The organism is Wenyingzhuangia sp. IMCC45467 (assembly GCF_054111205.1).
Genome location: NZ_CM134196.1, coordinates 2,745,152 through 2,761,305 on the forward strand (window position 1 = coordinate 2,745,152; position 16,154 = coordinate 2,761,305).

Sequence of the window (16,154 nt, forward strand, 5' to 3'; positions counted from 1 at the left end):
TATCAACCAAATAAAACAAACAAAAATGAAAAAATATGTGTGGTGTTATATAGTGTTTTTTGCCATGATGATGGCAAATGCTCAGGAAGTTTCAGATATAAAATTAAAAACGAGTGCTTATAGTTTAAAAAAAGCAAAGAAGCAGGATAAAGTTTATATTAATTCGTTCAACGTTTTTTTTGAGATTTATAAAGAAATTTCAGATAAGAAAGCAGGGTATAAAGGAACAAGAGGGAAAGTAGTAGGTGATGCCAAAGTGAGTTTAGGAGTAGGTTTAAAGGGAGTTGATATTGCTGCAGTACAACAAAAAACAGATTTGCTATATCAAGAAACTATAGAAAAAATAAAAGCCAGTGGTTATCAGTTGGTATCGGTAGACGAAGCAAAAAACATTGAGGCTTTTGAAGGTTTTGAAACCCATCAAGGTCCGTTGTTATTAGAAAAAGAAGAGTTACCAGGGGTTATACAATGTGTGCCTTCGGGATATTCTTTTCTAGCCAAAGTTCCTAAAAAAACAGAGGTAGGAAAATCTGTAGCGAAGTTAACAGATAAGTTCAATTTTACCAAACTCAATGAAAAACCTACCATTTCTAAAGAATTGGGAGATGTAATGGTTATAGATGTAAATATGTATGTAATGTTTACCGAAGCTCCAAAACCTGGATTTAATTTAGGAAGTTTAGATAAAGTGGCAAAAGTAAAAATAAACACCAATTATAGATTGGTTGATAGATATACAGTAGTAAATTCTGGAAGCCAAAAAAAATCACTCTTAGGACTAAGTGTTGCGGGGAATAAAATAGCTACTGATGTATTAACTCAATTCTCTGTGGTTTATGGAAAAAATAAAATAGGAGGTTCTGCTTTGGCTTCTTATAATGGAGGTTTAAAAAAGCCTTTAGAAATAAATGGAGTGCTTAAAAAGGAAAAAATAAAAGCCTATCAAGCACAACAGACCATTGCACCTACGCTAAACAATCCTGCTTATCAAAAAATAGGAGGAATTACGTTGGCAACCATAGAAAATAGGTTTTCTAAAAATGCGAGTTGGGTTGAGGTAGATGGTGCAAAACATAGCGATGGACTGTACAACGCATGCCATTTGTTTTTAGAGCAAAATTTAAAAGAAGTTTTTGATTAATAAAGTTTGATGTGAAAGGGTAAAAGTAAGGTTAGCTTCTTAGGGAGTTAACCTTTTTTAATGCGATCCATCACAATAAGGGGCGTTTTTGGTACTTCCACAAGTACATAAAAAAGCCTTTTCATTTTCGGCCACTTTAAAGAGTAGGGGTTTGTGTTGTGTTCCTTTGTGGGTTCCATCGCAATAGGGTTTGTCTTTACTTTGGTTACAAGTACAGTAGGCATAAGCTTTGTTTTTTATTAAATAACAAGCTCTTGGTGTTGGAATGGGTTTGTTCATGCTATAATAATATAAAATACAAATTTAGGACTGTTGCAGAATGATTACTAACTTTATTGAACCAAAATAAAATCACATGAAAATAAAATTTTACACGTTGAGTTTAATGATGTTTGTGTTTACAAGTACTTTATTTGCTCAAAAAACATTTACATTAACTAGTAAAACCATAGGAGGTCAAGCAACCATTACAGAAGAATTTGATGGGTTTGGCTGTACAGGTAAAAATGAATCTCCTCAACTTTCTTGGAGCAATGCCCCAGAAGGAACTAAAAGTTTTGCTGTAACCATGTACGATCCTGATGCTCCTACAGGAAGCGGATGGTGGCATTGGGTAATGTTTGATATTCCTGCCAATGTAAACGAATTGGTTAGCAATGCTGGAAATATAGATTTAAAATTAGCACCCAAAGGAGCTGTGCAAAGTGTTACAGATTATGGAAAACCTGGTTATGGAGGACCTTGTCCGCCAGAAGGTCATGGATTACATCAATATATTATAACAGTACATGCCTTAAAAACGAATTCATTGGGATTGAATGCCAATACGAATCCTGCAACTGTTGGTTTCTATTTATGGAAGAACACGCTTGCCAAAGCTAGTATTGTCACTTATTATCAAAGATAGTTTTACTGGTGTTTAATAGAAATAGATATAAAAGCCTTACTGACAAAGTAAGGCTTTTATATTAAGGAGTTTCTATTATATTTATAAACCATAAGTGATTACAACTCCAATATTTAGGTTGTTTAAATTTAAAGCTTCGGACTTTTCTAGATTAAAAGTATTCGTTTCTCTTCCGTCATCAATGGTTAATTGAGAGATGTTACTCGCAAAATACCCTAAGTTTAAACCAACATCAAAAGAAGAACCAAGGCTTCTTAAATATCCAATATTGACATCATATCCTATGTTTCCACCAGTGGTTTTAATTTTTGTGTTGATGCCAGATGTTTCATGATAAGATGTATATCCTATAGAGGATTCTAAAAATATATTATTTTTTTGACTTTTTCCAAAACGAAAATCAGATCGACCAGAAAAAGCAAAATAGTTTACTACTACATCAACATTTAGTGCTCCATTTTCACTAGGTCTACTGTCATTAAAAGTAACTTGTGTGTTGTTTAAAGTACCACCATAATTCATGCGTTTGTATTTTAAACCAAAACCTGAGTTTTTTATATTATTATAATAGGCAGCAAAGGACATTCCATATCCTTTTTTTAGTAGTTTAGAAAGTTTTTGATTGAAATCACTGCTATTGTCTTCTTTTGCGGTTCTGTGTAAATAGCTACCCTTATAGGTAAATAAAAATTTATTATAAGAATTTTCTTTTTTTATTTTCTCTGCTAGTGTTGTGTACTTTTGATTTGATGAATCTACTTTGATGACATTTTCTCTTAAAAAATCAGCAGAAAATTGATGACATGAAGAACCCCAAAAACTAGGTTTGATGTGTTTTGTAATTCCAATCATATTTGCACCATGTACTCTTGCAGAGTCTTTAATAATATTAAGCATGGTTATAGAGTCACAGTTTTTAGTAGCTCCTTTGTCTCCAACGATGATAGTTCCAATTTTTAAATCTCTAGAATTATTTCTATTCAAATAAATTTCAGGAGAAAGTACTTTAATAGAATCGTTAGATGTTAGACTAGCATAGTTTCTGGAAAAGTCACTTCTGATATAAGGACTACAAGAAGTGATGATGATTGAAATTAAAAAGATTAGCTTTTTCATAGTATTGTTTTTTCTAACAAAAATAAAAAGCACTTAGAATATCTAAGTGCTTTTTTTATGATTATTTGTGGTTTTATGTTAAGCGTGTATCGCCCTGTCAGCCGTAGCAGCCAAACAAGCTTCTTTAATAGCCTCTGTATACGTTGGGTGTGCATGAGACATTCTAGAAACATCTTCAGCAGAAGCTCTAAATTCCATAGCAACCACTGCTTCAGCAATCATATCAGCAGCTCTTGCACCAATCATATGAACTCCTAAAATTTCATCAGTAGTAGCGTCTGCTAAAACTTTTACGACTCCATCAGTATCCATAGATGCTCTTGCTCTACCTAAAGCTCTCATGTTAAAAGAACCTGCTTTGTAAGCAATTCCTTCTTCTTTTAATTGTTCTTCTGTTTTACCAACAGCTGCAACTTCTGGCCAAGTATAAACTACACCAGGAATTAAGTTGTAGTTGATATGTGGTTTTTCTCCAGCAATGATTTCAGCAACCATCGTTCCTTCTTCTTCTGCTTTGTGAGCCAACATAGCACCTTTTACTACATCACCAATAGCATAAATATTTTCGATGTTGGTTTGTAAGTGTTCGTTAGTTTCTATTTGACCTCTTTCGGTAGTTTTAATACCAATGTTGTTTAATCCTAATCCTTTGGTAAAAGGAACACGACCTACGGAAATTAAAGTGTAATCTCCTTCAAAAACAACTTCTTCTCCTTTTTTGTTATCGGCAGTAACTCTTACTCCTTCACCAGTGTTGGTTACAGAAGTTACTTTATGACTTACAAAGAATTTTAATCCTTGTTTCTTTAATGATTTTTGTAATTCTTTAGACAACATTCCATCCATTCCTGGAACAATTTTAGGCATGTATTCAATCACAGAAACTTCTGCTCCTAAACGCTTGTAAACTTGTCCTAATTCTAATCCAATTACTCCACCACCAATCACGATTAAGTGTTTAGGCACTTCTTTTAATTTTAAAGCTTCGGTTGATGTAATGACTCTTTCTTTGTCGATATTGATAAAAGGAAGAGATCCTGGTTTAGATCCTGTAGCAATAATGGTTTTTGCAGATTCAATTTTTTCTACAGAACCATCGTTTTTATGAATGTTGATATGAGTAGTATCAAAAAACTCTCCACGACCTTCATATACATCAATCTTATTTTTATCCATTAAAAAATTGATACCCGCAGAAGTTTGAGAAACAACTTCGGCTTTACGTTCAATCATTTTAGGAAAATCTAAAGTAACATTGTCAACTCCAATTCCGTGTTTTTCAAAATGAGACAAAGCATCATGATAATGATGAGATGAATCTAACAGTGCTTTAGAAGGAATACATCCAACATTTAAACAAGTACCACCCATAGTGCTGTACTTTTCTATAATAGCAGTTTTTAATCCTAATTGTGCGCAACGAATAGCTGCTACATATCCTCCTGGTCCAGAACCGATAACGGTTACATCGTACTTGTTCATGAAAATGTTTTTTTCTTTATGTGTAACAAAAGTAAATAAAAGCGAGCAAGTGTTTTAATCAAAAGACATCAAATAACGTTTTTTTACTTTTTGTTGATTTTTTTATATGGGAAAGCCTAACATTTTTCCCATACCAACGGTAAATAACCATCCGCCATAAATTAAATGCTCTACACTAACCCAAAACATAGATTTTGTTTTTTGATAAGTATTCATAAATAAAAAACCACCAATAAGAGTAATAATTAATACTAACGAACTGTTAAACATTAAATGTCCAAGGGAGAATACCAATGCATTTGCTAAATTAAAACTCCAATTAGATTTAAATAGGTGCTCGTATCTATAAATATAAAATACTCTGTATATGTATTCTTGTGGAATTACGGAGAATACGGTGTATATAAATATCATTTCTATCCATAATATAGGTTGGGTACTTATAGAAATAAATAGGGTTTCTTTATTGGTTATTAATACATAAGTAGTTGATGCTAGTATTACCAATAACAAACGTATTAGTGTAATTTTCCAAAAAAAAGGAGGTTTTACAGGTTTTCGCCTTTTAAAAAGTGCTTTTCGGTGTTTGTAGCTTATCCAAACTACATAGCAAAACACAAAAGGCACAGTAGCTAGTTTGTAGTTTAATGGGATGAGTTTTAAAGCTAAAAAAATAGGATATAAAATAAAAAACAAGACAAATTCTATGCTGTTTTTGGGTAGAGTGGTTTTCATAAATTACCAAGGAACAATGCCTCCTGCTAAACGTTGATTGTATTTTTGTTGGAAGTAAATAAAATAATTAAATAGTAAATAATTTACTTCATAACCATATTTAATACTTGGGTCATAATCAATTCTCATGCCGTATAATTCTGATGAGTATCTACTAGGATTATTTACCCTAATATTCCATTCAGTAACATAGTTGTAGTTTTTGTTTTCTAAAAAAGGTAATGAATAGTAGTTTCTTGGTTTTGCCCTTCCTGTTAACCACGAATTAAACCCAGGATCTATAATAATCACTTCATATTCTTCCTCTTCGTTTACAATTTTAATGGTGTCTGTTGTGTTATGTTCATTTTTTATCTTAGTGTTGTTTTTTGTAGAGGAACAATACGTCATACTCATCACGATAACAAGAGCAAAAACGAGTTTTAAAATAAAAAATTTCATGATAGAGGTATTTATATAAAGTTACAAAAAAGACTTGTATATGAGTAGGTTAAATATTAATTAACGCAACCAAATTAATAAAGTTTCATCTTACAGGTATAAACACTTACTAATCTTAAAAAACAATGAAAAAAATAATTTATGTTATCAGTTTACTGCTTGTTATTTGTTTTGTGTCGTCTTGTGAATCGGATGATTTAAGTTATCAAAATGAATTTGAAACTAGTAAAAAAGTTTGGTTAAATTTTAAAGATTCATCTAATAATTCATATCAATATACCGTTGCTGGAGGTTCAGTTCTTGTAAGTTACGGTTGGGAAACTACTATTACGGTGAATAACGGAGTTATTATAAAAAGACATTTTAAATATAACGCTGAGCCAGAAAATATTCCTTAAGAGAATTTAGAATGGACAGAGAATGAAAATGAAATAAACAGTGAGGAACATCAATATACAAGTGCAGCCACTGCTTTAACTTTGGATGAGATATATGAAAAAGCCAAACAAGATTGGTTAATCAAAAGAAAAGAGGTTTTAGTGTATTTTGAAACAGATAATAATGGGTTGATTTCTACCTGTGGTTATGTTCCTAAAAACTGTATGGATGATTGTTTTTTGGGGATTACTATTAAAAGTATTGAAGCTTTGTCATTGATTGATGAGTAAGAAAATAAAAGGAGAGAAGTTTAATTAAACTTCTCTCCTTTTTTATATTAGTTAAGTTATAAACTACAACAACCCAGCCCTTTTTAATAAAGCATCAGGAGTTGGTTCTTGACCTCTAAATTGTTTGTACAGTTCCATTGGTTTTTGTGTTCCTCCTTGGCTTAGTACAAAGTTTTTAAATTTGGCAGCAGTTTCTTTGTTAAAAATGCCAGTTTCTTTAAAATATTCAAACGCATCGGCATCTAATACTTCTGCCCATTTGTATGAATAATATCCAGCAGAATATCCGCCTTGAAAAATGTGCGAAAACGCTGTACTCATACAATTTTCCGCAACATCAGGATACAATTGAGTACTTTTAAAAGCTTCTGTTTCAAATTCTTTCACGCTTTTTATTACGTTGCCGCTGTCAAAACTATTCGGACTTAGTCCGTGCCATGCCATGTCTAGGAGACCAAAACTGATTTGTCTTAAAGTTTGTAAACCTTCTAAAAAGTTAGAAGCTTTTTTGATTTTCTGAATCAATTCGTTAGGAATGATTTCGCCAGTTTTATAATGTTTGGCAAATAATTCCAAAGCTTCCTGTTCAAAACACCAGTTTTCCATGACCTGACTAGGTAATTCAACAAAATCCCAAGAAACTGAAGTTCCTGATAAACTAGGATAGGTTGTGTTGGCTAACATTCCGTGTAGAGCGTGTCCAAATTCATGGAACAAAGTGGTCACCTCGTTAAATGTTAGTAAACTAGGTTTGGTAGCGGTAGGTTTGGTAAAGTTACAAACAATAGAAATATGAGGTCTAGAATTTTCACCGTCTAAAATCCATTGACTTTTATAACCTGTTTTCCATGCTCCGTTTCTTTTTCCTGGTCTAGGATGAAAATCAGCATAATAAACCGCAATAAAATCACCGTTTCCGTTGGTTACTTTGTAGGTTTTAACGTCTTTGTGGTATTTTTCAATATTATTGACTTCTTCAAAATGCAAATCGTATAAACGTTTGGCAATTTCAAAAGAACCGTTGATGACGTTTTCTAATTGAAAATAAGGTTTTAAAATTTCCTCATCAAAATCGAATAATTCTTGTTTTAGCTTTTCACTGTAATAAGCACCATCCCATTTTTGAAAATCTTTAATCCCGTCTTTTTTACGAGCAAATTCTTTTAGCTGGTTAAATTGCTCCGTAGCTTTTGGTTTTGCCTTTTGAACAAAATCTTCTAAGAATTCGGTTACTTTATTAGCAGATTCTGCCATGCGTTCTTCCAAAACAAAATGAGCATGAGTTTCATATCCTAATAGTTGAGCACGTTTGGCACGTAGTTGCACTATTTTTAAAACAATTTCTTCGTTGTTATTTTTGTTGTTTTGAAATCCTTTTTTACCCGCAGCAATGGACATTTCTTTTCTTAGTACTCTATTGTCTGCATAGGTTAAAAACGGAATGCAGCTAGGGAAATCTAAAGTAAAAACCCAACCTTCTTTATTTTTATCTTTTGCTGTTTGGGCAGCATCTTCAATAGCACCCTCGGGCAATCCTTTTAAGTCAGCCTCGTTGGTAATGTGTAACTCGTAATTTTGAGTTTCAGCCAATACATTTTCCCCAAAGGTTAAAGATAGTTTAGATAATTCAGTATCAATTTTTCTTAATTCCTCTTTTTTGTCATCGCTTAAATTGGCTCCGTTACGAGAAAAACCTTTGTACTTTTTTTCAAGCAACATTAGTTCTTCAGGAGTTAAGTCTAAAGATTCTCGTTGGTTGTAAACTGCTTTTACACGTTTAAATAAATTTTCGTTTAAACTTACATCATTAGAGAATTCTGTTAATATAGGGGAAACCTCTTGAGCAATTTTTTGCATTTCATCATTGGTTTCTGCTGAGTTTAAATTGAAGAAAATAGAAGAGATTCTACTTAACCTATGTCCAGAAAAATCTAACGATTTAATGGTGTTTTTAAAAGTAGGAGCTTTGGTATTGTTGGTAATATCATCAATTTCTTGTCTTGCTTCTTTAATAGCTTGTTCAAAAGCAGGTTGATAATGCTCGTTTTTTATTTGTTCAAAAGGAGCGGTGTTATATGGTGTGTTAAATTCTTGTAATAATGGATTCATTAGATTTTTGTTTGTTGCAACGATAAGGTTTGGCTTTTTGATAGTTCAAACAATTTACCGTTTATAAATTTACATAATATTATTTTTTATAGAAGATATAATGGACAAGCATTAAACGTTTTTAATTTTATAGCAATACTATAAATATGTGGTTAAATAAAACCCCCTTCTTAAAAATAAAAAGGGGGTTTAATATTATGTAGTATGCTTTTTATTAAGCAGAGTTTCTACTTGCATTGGTGTTTCCAAATAAAGATCTAGTCACAATTTTTTCAAAAGTTTCTAAACGCTTTTGGTCTGGAGTTGCACCAGGTTTGTTCATTAATTGCACTTCTCTTAAGGCATATTGCTGAATAGTTAAAAGAGGTAATACAATAGAGTCACGTACTGCAATAGATGCTTTTCCGTCAGGGAAGTTTTGCATCAATTCTTTATGTCCTGTTAACTCTAGTAACAGCTCTTTAGTTAATAAATATTCATCGTGAATAATGTTCCAGAATTCACCAAATTCTTCGTCTTTAGCCATGTAGTTAGTCAAAGCAAAGTTTGATTTTTCCATAGACATTACACTGTTCTCTAATAGCGTTTTAAAGAAGTTAGAGTTGTTGTATAAATCTTGAATTTTATCAAACTCACCTGCATCTTTATATTTCTTAAAAGCAGTTCCTACTCCAAAGAATCCAGGTACATTTTGTTTTAATTGAGACCAAGATCCTACAAAAGGAATGGCTCTTAAATCACTAAAGTTTAAAGAGTCAGATTTTGCTCTTTTAGAAGGACGAGAACCAATATTAGCTTTTCCGTAATATTTTAAAGTACTCATTCTCTCTAAATAAGGAATAAACATTGGGTGATTTTTAAAGTCAGAATAAGTTTTAAAGCTCAATCCGGCTAAATCTTCCATTAATTCTTTTTGCTCATCCGTTAAAGAAGCATTCATAGGGTCGTTAAATATCTTATTGATAATTCCTGCACCTAATAACTGTTCCATGTTGTATTGAGAAGAATCTAAGTTACCAAAGTTAGAACTAATAGTTTGTCCTTGAATGGTTAACTGAATTTCTTTATTTTCTATGTTTTCTCCTAAAGATGCGTAGAATTTAGAAGTTTTTCCTCCTCCACGAGCTGGTGGTCCACCACGTCCATCAAAGAATATAACTTTAATTCCAAATTCACGAGAAACTTTAGAAAGTTCTTCTTTTGCTTTGTAAATTCCCCAGTTAGCCATTAAGTATCCACCGTCTTTGGTACCATCAGAAAAACCTAACATAATGTTTTGTTTGTTTCCTCTGCTAGCAACATGTGCACGATATTCTGGAATAGAGTACAATTGTCTCATTACTTCTGGAGCAATGGCTAAATCATCTACTGTTTCAAATAGTGGTGCAACATCAACCTTTAAACCTTCTTCAAATCCTGAAAGGTTTAACATGGCAAAAGTTTCCATTACGTTTAAGGCTGTTTGGTTGTTACTAATAATGTAACGGTTAGCACCTCTTTCTCCGTTTTCTTGTTGAATGGTTGCAATAGCTCTCATAGAACCTAAAGTTCTAACTACCATTTCTTCTGAGAACTGATCTGGATCGATATCTCCTTTTACTTTTGATAAAATTTGAATTTGTTCCTCTGGACTTAATTCTAAGTAATTACTTGGGAAAATATTATTTCCTTTTTCTTGTAATTCTTTTACAATTCCAGTAAATACATCGTGGTGTACACGGCTATCTTGACGAATGTCCATAGTAGCGAAGTGGAAACCAAATATTTTTACTTTGTTAATAAAACTATCTACTTCATCAACAAATAAATTACTGTGCTCTTCTTTTAAGGTTTTCTTAATAGAAGTCATTTTGCTTAATAGTGATTGAACTGAAATTCTGATAGGAGAATTTTCAGTAATACAGCTATCGTATAAAGCAGATTCTAATTCGTTCATAATTTCGTAAATACCAGGGAAAGTTAATCTACGTTTTAATTGACGAATGTCTCTAAAGTAATTCTTTAAGATGGTTTGTCTTAATTTTCTGGCAACTCTTAAAGTTGTTTCTGTAGTTACAAATGGGTTTCCATCTCTATCTCCACAAGGCCAGAACCCTAAGTTGATAATTTCGTTTTTGATGTCTTCACCTTCAAATAAATGGTAGTGAATATAATCGTATATTTTACTAATTGATTGGTAAAATACATTTTCTAAATACCATATTAAGCTAATTGCTTCATCATATGGTGTTGGTTTTTTTTCTGCAAAGAATGTAGTTCTACCTAATTGAGCTAATAACTTCTTAATTAAGCTTAAATCATCATTTTTAATAGCTTCCTGTAAGTCTGTTAAAATAGTTAAAACAGTACCTGGGTAAAACTGAGTTGGGTGAGCTGTTAGTACTAATCTAGTTTTAAACTCCTCTAAATAATGTTTTAGTTCGTTTCTAACGCGTTTAGCACTAGCTTCTTCTTTTATGTTTCTTAAAGTTCCTACACCAGCCATGTTGTTTACCACTGGAAAAGCAGCATCTTCAATAGCATCAAACAATACAACTTGACGTTCTATGTATTGGATGAATTTGAAAAGGAAAGTAATTTTGTCTTCTTCAGAGGAATCAGATTTGTATTTAGCAAAGAACTCATCTACAATTTCTGTGGGAGTTTTCCCTTTTTTAAAACCTTCTATACAGCTCTCGTTAAATAAAGGTAATAGAGTTCCTGTTTTCTCTACACTGTCAAAAGGTAAAGTGGCAAAAACACTATTGTAAACCTGATACTTAGCAAGAACATTATCATTAAATCTTGTTAATTTGGTTTGTTTAGACATGTTAAATTAAATTTGTTTAAGGCAAGATACAACATGGCTAAGTATTGAGAAAAAAAATAACCGAAAAAATACAAAATTTAAACAAAAAGTTATATGGCTAACAACTTTACTAGCGTTACTGGGTAGAAACAAAAACGATGTTTTCATTTTCTGTGGTGCTAGATAACATTCTGTCTGCTCGGTGACCAATAATCCATATAATTTGTTGTTTGCTGTTGCAAAGCAACCAAGTGTTTTCTTTGTCTCTTAATGAGAGTTTTTCATCTTTAAAATACTTGCTAATTTTTTTCTTTCCTCTCATTCCTGTAGGGTAAAAATAATCTCCCTCTTTCCAGTTTCTAATAATCAAAGGGAACTCAGTGTGTTCCATGTTTAAAGCAATGCAGTTTTTTGAAATCTCTTTGGGTGAAAAGGAAAAATTTAAAGGAATTGGTAGGTGATGAATGTCTTGCATATGTTCTATGGTATAAACATCTTCACTCTTATTATCGGTTGAGTTTAAAGATAATACTAAGGCTTCTCTATTGTTTAAAAGTGTATGTGTAGATGAGTATATTTGCTTTCCTGTTTGAGTAGAAATTAGTTTTTTTATTTCTTGGGTAGTAGTAAATCCAAAGGGCTTAAAAAGTTCGTACACCTCAAAGTCAGATAAAGTTTTAATAAGTTTTTTGTCCATTAGAAAATGATCTTCTTTGGTTGTAAAAAGACTTTTCTGTAATGCGGCTATTTTTTGTTTAATAAAGTTTTTGCTCTCGTGAAGTTTAAGTATTGTGTTTAAAAAATTTTCTTCAAAATTTGGATGTAATTTATATAGTTCAGGAGTAATATTATGTCTTACTTTGTTTCTAATATATTTGGTTTCGGCATTGCTTTGATCTTCTCTCCACTTAATATTGTTTTCGGTTGCAAATGTTTCAATGTCATTTCTAGAAACTGCAAGTAAAGGTCTAACAATGTTGTTGTTAATAGCAGGGATTCCAGCCAATCCATCTAATCCTGTACCTCTTGATAAATTAATGAAAAAAGTTTCCATGACATCATTTAAGTGATGTGCTGTTAAAATATAATCATACTCGTATTCCTCTACTAGTTTTTGAAACCAATCATAACGTAATTCACGGGCTCCAATTTGAATATTTACTTTGTTTTGCTTGCAATAGTCTTTGGTTAAAAATTGGATGCTATGAAATTGACAGTTGAATTCTTTGGCAATCTTCTCTACAAATTGTTCGTCTAAATCACTTTCTAACCCTCTTAATTGAAAGTTGCAATGTGCAATGCCAATATTGTATTTTAATTGATGAAATACTTTAGCTAAAACCACACTGTCGATTCCACCAGAAACAGTAATCAGCAATTTTTTTCCTTTTAAAAAAGGGAAGTTTTTTTCTAGGTGATTTTCTAGTTTTTGTAGCACAGCAAAGTTTTTTGATAAAAATACAAATTAGTTAAAAGCTATAAAGTTAAAAGTAAGAAAAGTATTGAAAATTGTGATTAAACACAGTTGAAATACTTGTTTGGTTTTGTGTATTTTGGAGTTGAAAAAAAGACTATGATAAAATATTACATCACTCCTTTTAAAAAAATGTTCGATTTTAAAGGAACAGCCACGTTAAAAGAATTTTGGTTTTTTTACGGAATCAATGTGTTGATTTATTTACTGTTACTTTTTCTTAAAAAACCTTTGGGGTTTTTAATTAATATTCACAAAGTTTATATGTTGCTCGTTGCATTGCCACATATTGCTATTGGGTTCAGAAGGTTGAGAGATGCTGGAATTTCTAGTTGGTTGTTTTTAATTCCGTCTGTGAATTTAATTTTAGCGGGGTTGCCATCTGAGAAGAAAAAGTGAATAATTATAAAAAATGAAAGAATTAAAAAATAACTTATTTATAAGCCCAACTAAAAAAACAGTAATTATACTCATTTTGGTGTGGTTAATAACAATTGGGCTTTCAGTTTTAACGATGACTGATTTATTTAGAGAGCCTTTTTTTTCAAAAGAAAACTTAGGTCAGTATCCTTCACTACTGGTTTCTACATTTTTTGTGTTTATAATTTGTTTTAATTATTTCAATAGTAAGTCGATGAGGTTTATGGATTCTATGACTTTTTTATTGATTGTTGGAGTTGTGTCTTGTGCATCAATGGTGTTAAAATCTTCAATAGGTCTATATAATAATATAGGAACAATTGGAACTTCTCGTCAATGGAAATTTTATGCTTCTCTTATATCCACGCTAGGATGGTTGTTTTTATTCACAATAATCGTTTATAAAGGAGTGAAAAAAGATTTGTTTAGATTGAAAAAAATATAATGATGATAAAAAATTCAACAGTTGTTTTGTCGGCCTCAATTATAATGATGGGAATCATTGTAAACGGAATTATTAATAATATTTATGAGCGTAAAAACGTTATTGATGACAAAAGATATGAGGTTCATCAACAAATATTAAAGGTTAAGCCACAGTTGATGAAAACCGAGGACTTGGATGTATTTTACATTCCTCAAGTAAATTTTAAGAATGATGTTGTAAATGTAAGGTATCAGTTTTATAAACTTGAAAATAATGTTTTACAAAAAATCCCAATTCATTAATGGCTTAGATTTTTTACGTTGTAAGCACCTCTCGCATGGCTTTTGCTTTTAACAAGCACTCTTCGTATTCTTGTTCAGCATTGGCTTTGGCGGTAATGGCACTTCCTACAGAAAAGGATACATATTTTTTTGTTTGATTGTAAACAATACTTCTAATAACAACGTTAAAGTCAAAATCATGCTCTGGAGTAAAATAGCCTACTGCTCCAGAATAAATGCCTCTTTTGCTAGCTTCTAAATCCTCAATAAATTTCATGGCAGCAATTTTGGGAGCTCCAGTCATACTCCCCATAGGATAGCAAGCTTTAATTGCATCTACCATATGAATATTGGGTTTAATTTTACAAGTTATGGTAGAAATCATTTGATGTACTTGTTTAAAGGTATAGATTTTACAGAGTTCACTTACTTTAACTGTACCTTTTTGAGCAATATGAGATAAATCGTTTCTTACTAAATCTACAATCATAATGTTTTCAGCAATCTCTTTGGTGTTGTTTTGTAGCAATTCAATTTGTAAAGCATCTTTTTTGGGTAAAGTTCTTCTTCGGGCAGTTCCTTTAATGGGTTCAGAAACCAAAGTATTACCTTTTTTTTGTAAAAATCTTTCAGGAGAAGCAGAGAGTAAAAACAAATCATCCATTTTTAAAAAAGAGGCAAATGGAGCTTGAGAAATGGCGTTTAAATCCAGATAAGTATTCACAGGATGAATAGTAGCGTTTTTTGCGTAAAATTCTTGACAAAAATTCAATTCATAAACTTCTCCTTTATGAATTTCTTTAAGTGTTTTTTCAACTTGTTTGATATAGGTTTCTTTGTTAATTCTATGATGAATTTCAAGCGGTTTTTTTTCTGATATTTCTTTGTTTGATGACAAAATAGATGTCCAATCTTTTTCAATCTCATTAGCCAAATCAAAAGGGTATCTAAATAAAATACCATCTTTGTTTATTTCAATTAATTTTTTAGGTTGAAAGAAATATAAATCAGGAAATTCTGTTTTGTGAATGTTGTTAGAACTCAGATTCTCTATGTCATTTTTTAAATCATACCCTAAAAAACCAAAGGCATAATCATTTACAGTATCAATATAATCTTTTAGTTTTTTAAAAGCATTTTTATAATCTGTAGTGATAAAGCTAAATTGTTCAATAGCCAAAAATCCTTCAACATTGGTCTTATTATTGTTGTTAGAATCTAACCAAGCAACAGTGTTGTGTTGAGCTCCCCACACTAAAAGTTGTTCTTTTATTTGTGGAATATTATCAACTTTAAAAAGCTTTTGTATGCGTTGCATAGGTGTTAATTGAAAGTGCAAATTTAATAATCTTACCAAAGTAGACCGAGTTAATGTGTAAGAATGTAATTTTTAATAGATTTACAAACAAAAAAAGGAAATAAGAAAAGATAGCCTATGTGTACAGTAACGTATGTTCCTAATAAAAAAGGATTTGTTTTTACTTCTAATAGAGATGAGCAAAGGAGTAGAAAAACTATTGCACCTGCAAGTTATATAGAGCAGGGAGTAAGTTTGTTTTATCCTAAAGATGAGGTTGCTGGTGGAACGTGGATTGGTGTATCTGAACATAAAAGATTGGTTTGTTTGTTAAATGGTGGGTTTGTGTATCATGATCCTACTGTTAAGTTTCCTAAAAGTAGGGGTGTGGTGGTAAAATCTATTTTAACCTCTAAAAACTTGCTAGAAACCTTAAATACAATTGATTTAAATGGGGTTGCTCCTTTTACTTTAATAGTGGTAGATTGGAATAATACTTCTAAAATTTATGAATTGGTTTGGTGTAGAAAAGAAAAAAAGGTAACAGAGCTTTCACTTGAGCAGCCCTATATTTGGTCATCATCTACTTTGTATACCGAGGAGATGAAAATTCAGCGAAAAAAATGGTTTGATAATTCGGTGGTTTGTCAATCTGGATTAATAGAGCAAAAAGTGTTAGCATTTCATCAAAATGAAACTTTAGGGAGTGTTGAGGTTGCTCCAAAAATGAAAAGAAATGTGGTTGAAACCATAAGTACAACCCTAGTTGTTTGTAAAAATAATAAGTTGTCTATGGAATATTATGATTATGTAAATGATAAAGCATTAAAATATAAACACTTATTTACCCCAATAAAAGCATAACACA

At 31.5% G+C, this 16,154-nt stretch carries 17 protein-coding genes; 8 read left to right on the forward strand and 9 right to left on the reverse strand.

Annotated features, from left to right (window positions below):
• Positions 1 to 25: 25 nt before the first annotated feature.
• Positions 26 to 1,141, forward strand: coding sequence for a hypothetical protein (locus ACXGQT_RS11805; protein WP_457828800.1), 1,116 nt, complete (start codon positions 26 to 28; stop codon positions 1,139 to 1,141).
• Positions 1,142 to 1,198: 57 nt separating this feature from the next.
• Here the strand turns inward: ACXGQT_RS11805 and ACXGQT_RS11810 are convergent, their stop codons facing one another.
• Positions 1,199 to 1,420, reverse strand: coding sequence for a CDGSH iron-sulfur domain-containing protein (locus ACXGQT_RS11810; RefSeq protein WP_068823977.1), 222 nt, complete (start codon positions 1,418 to 1,420; stop codon positions 1,199 to 1,201).
• A 76-nt stretch (positions 1,421 to 1,496) separates the two neighbouring features.
• Between ACXGQT_RS11810 and ACXGQT_RS11815 the strand changes: the two genes are divergently transcribed.
• Positions 1,497 to 2,048, forward strand: coding sequence for a YbhB/YbcL family Raf kinase inhibitor-like protein (locus tag ACXGQT_RS11815; RefSeq protein ID WP_457828801.1), 552 nt, complete (start codon positions 1,497 to 1,499; stop codon positions 2,046 to 2,048).
• 81 nt (positions 2,049 to 2,129) lie between these two features.
• Here the strand turns inward: ACXGQT_RS11815 and ACXGQT_RS11820 are convergent, their stop codons facing one another.
• From ACXGQT_RS11820 to ACXGQT_RS11835, 4 genes are all read right to left on the reverse strand, one after another.
• Positions 2,130 to 3,164, reverse strand: a complete 1,035-nt coding sequence (locus ACXGQT_RS11820; protein ID WP_457828802.1) for a hypothetical protein — start codon at positions 3,162 to 3,164, stop codon at positions 2,130 to 2,132.
• A 78-nt stretch (positions 3,165 to 3,242) separates the two neighbouring features.
• Positions 3,243 to 4,646, reverse strand: a complete 1,404-nt coding sequence (lpdA, locus tag ACXGQT_RS11825; protein WP_457828803.1) for a dihydrolipoyl dehydrogenase — start codon at positions 4,644 to 4,646, stop codon at positions 3,243 to 3,245.
• A gap of 102 nt (positions 4,647 to 4,748) precedes the next feature.
• Positions 4,749 to 5,381 (reverse strand): CPBP family intramembrane glutamic endopeptidase, encoded by a 633-nt coding sequence (locus ACXGQT_RS11830; RefSeq protein ID WP_457828804.1) that lies wholly within the window; start codon positions 5,379 to 5,381, stop codon positions 4,749 to 4,751.
• Between the two features lie 3 nt (positions 5,382 to 5,384).
• Positions 5,385 to 5,822 (reverse strand): DUF6146 family protein, encoded by a 438-nt coding sequence (locus ACXGQT_RS11835; RefSeq protein WP_457828805.1) that lies wholly within the window; start codon positions 5,820 to 5,822, stop codon positions 5,385 to 5,387.
• A 125-nt stretch (positions 5,823 to 5,947) separates the two neighbouring features.
• On the opposite strand from ACXGQT_RS11835, the gene ACXGQT_RS11840 reads away from it, so the two are divergent.
• Together ACXGQT_RS11840 and ACXGQT_RS11845 are read left to right on the forward strand one after the other, a co-directional pair.
• Entirely contained in the window at positions 5,948 to 6,220 is a 273-nt protein-coding gene (locus ACXGQT_RS11840) for a hypothetical protein (RefSeq protein WP_457828806.1), read from the forward strand.
• Positions 6,221 to 6,301: 81 nt separating this feature from the next.
• Positions 6,302 to 6,490, forward strand: coding sequence for a hypothetical protein (locus ACXGQT_RS11845; protein WP_457828807.1), 189 nt, complete (start codon positions 6,302 to 6,304; stop codon positions 6,488 to 6,490).
• Between the two features lie 63 nt (positions 6,491 to 6,553).
• Here the strand turns inward: ACXGQT_RS11845 and ACXGQT_RS11850 are convergent, their stop codons facing one another.
• From ACXGQT_RS11850 to tilS, 3 genes are all read right to left on the reverse strand, one after another.
• On the reverse strand, positions 6,554 to 8,599 hold the full coding sequence (locus ACXGQT_RS11850; protein ID WP_457828808.1) for a M3 family metallopeptidase: 2,046 nt from the start codon (positions 8,597 to 8,599) through the stop codon (positions 6,554 to 6,556).
• A gap of 214 nt (positions 8,600 to 8,813) precedes the next feature.
• A complete protein-coding gene (locus ACXGQT_RS11855; protein ID WP_457828809.1) occupies positions 8,814 to 11,408 on the reverse strand; it encodes a phosphoenolpyruvate carboxylase in 2,595 nt (864 codons plus the stop codon).
• Positions 11,409 to 11,523: 115 nt separating this feature from the next.
• A complete protein-coding gene (gene tilS, locus ACXGQT_RS11860) occupies positions 11,524 to 12,825 on the reverse strand; it encodes a tRNA lysidine(34) synthetase TilS (protein WP_457828810.1) in 1,302 nt (433 codons plus the stop codon).
• A 135-nt stretch (positions 12,826 to 12,960) separates the two neighbouring features.
• On the opposite strand from tilS, the gene ACXGQT_RS11865 reads away from it, so the two are divergent.
• The 3 genes from ACXGQT_RS11865 to ACXGQT_RS11875 are packed head-to-tail and all read left to right on the forward strand — an operon-like array spanning position 12,961 to position 14,010.
• The gene (locus tag ACXGQT_RS11865; protein WP_457828811.1) at positions 12,961 to 13,260 is read left to right on the forward strand and encodes a DUF805 domain-containing protein; all 300 of its coding nucleotides are present in this window, start codon (positions 12,961 to 12,963) and stop codon (positions 13,258 to 13,260) included.
• Between the two features lie 13 nt (positions 13,261 to 13,273).
• Positions 13,274 to 13,726, forward strand: coding sequence for a hypothetical protein (locus ACXGQT_RS11870; RefSeq protein ID WP_457828812.1), 453 nt, complete (start codon positions 13,274 to 13,276; stop codon positions 13,724 to 13,726).
• 2 nt (positions 13,727 to 13,728) lie between these two features.
• Positions 13,729 to 14,010 (forward strand): hypothetical protein, encoded by a 282-nt coding sequence (locus ACXGQT_RS11875; protein ID WP_457828813.1) that lies wholly within the window; start codon positions 13,729 to 13,731, stop codon positions 14,008 to 14,010.
• Between the two features lie 13 nt (positions 14,011 to 14,023).
• Here ACXGQT_RS11875 and ACXGQT_RS11880 read toward each other — a convergent pair whose 3' ends face one another.
• Positions 14,024 to 15,307 (reverse strand): anthranilate synthase component I family protein, encoded by a 1,284-nt coding sequence (locus ACXGQT_RS11880; protein WP_457828814.1) that lies wholly within the window; start codon positions 15,305 to 15,307, stop codon positions 14,024 to 14,026.
• A 117-nt stretch (positions 15,308 to 15,424) separates the two neighbouring features.
• On the opposite strand from ACXGQT_RS11880, the gene ACXGQT_RS11885 reads away from it, so the two are divergent.
• Positions 15,425 to 16,150: an NRDE family protein gene (locus ACXGQT_RS11885; RefSeq protein WP_457828815.1), complete on the forward strand. Its 726-nt coding sequence runs from the start codon at positions 15,425 to 15,427 to the stop codon at positions 16,148 to 16,150.
• Positions 16,151 to 16,154 lie beyond the last annotated feature (4 nt).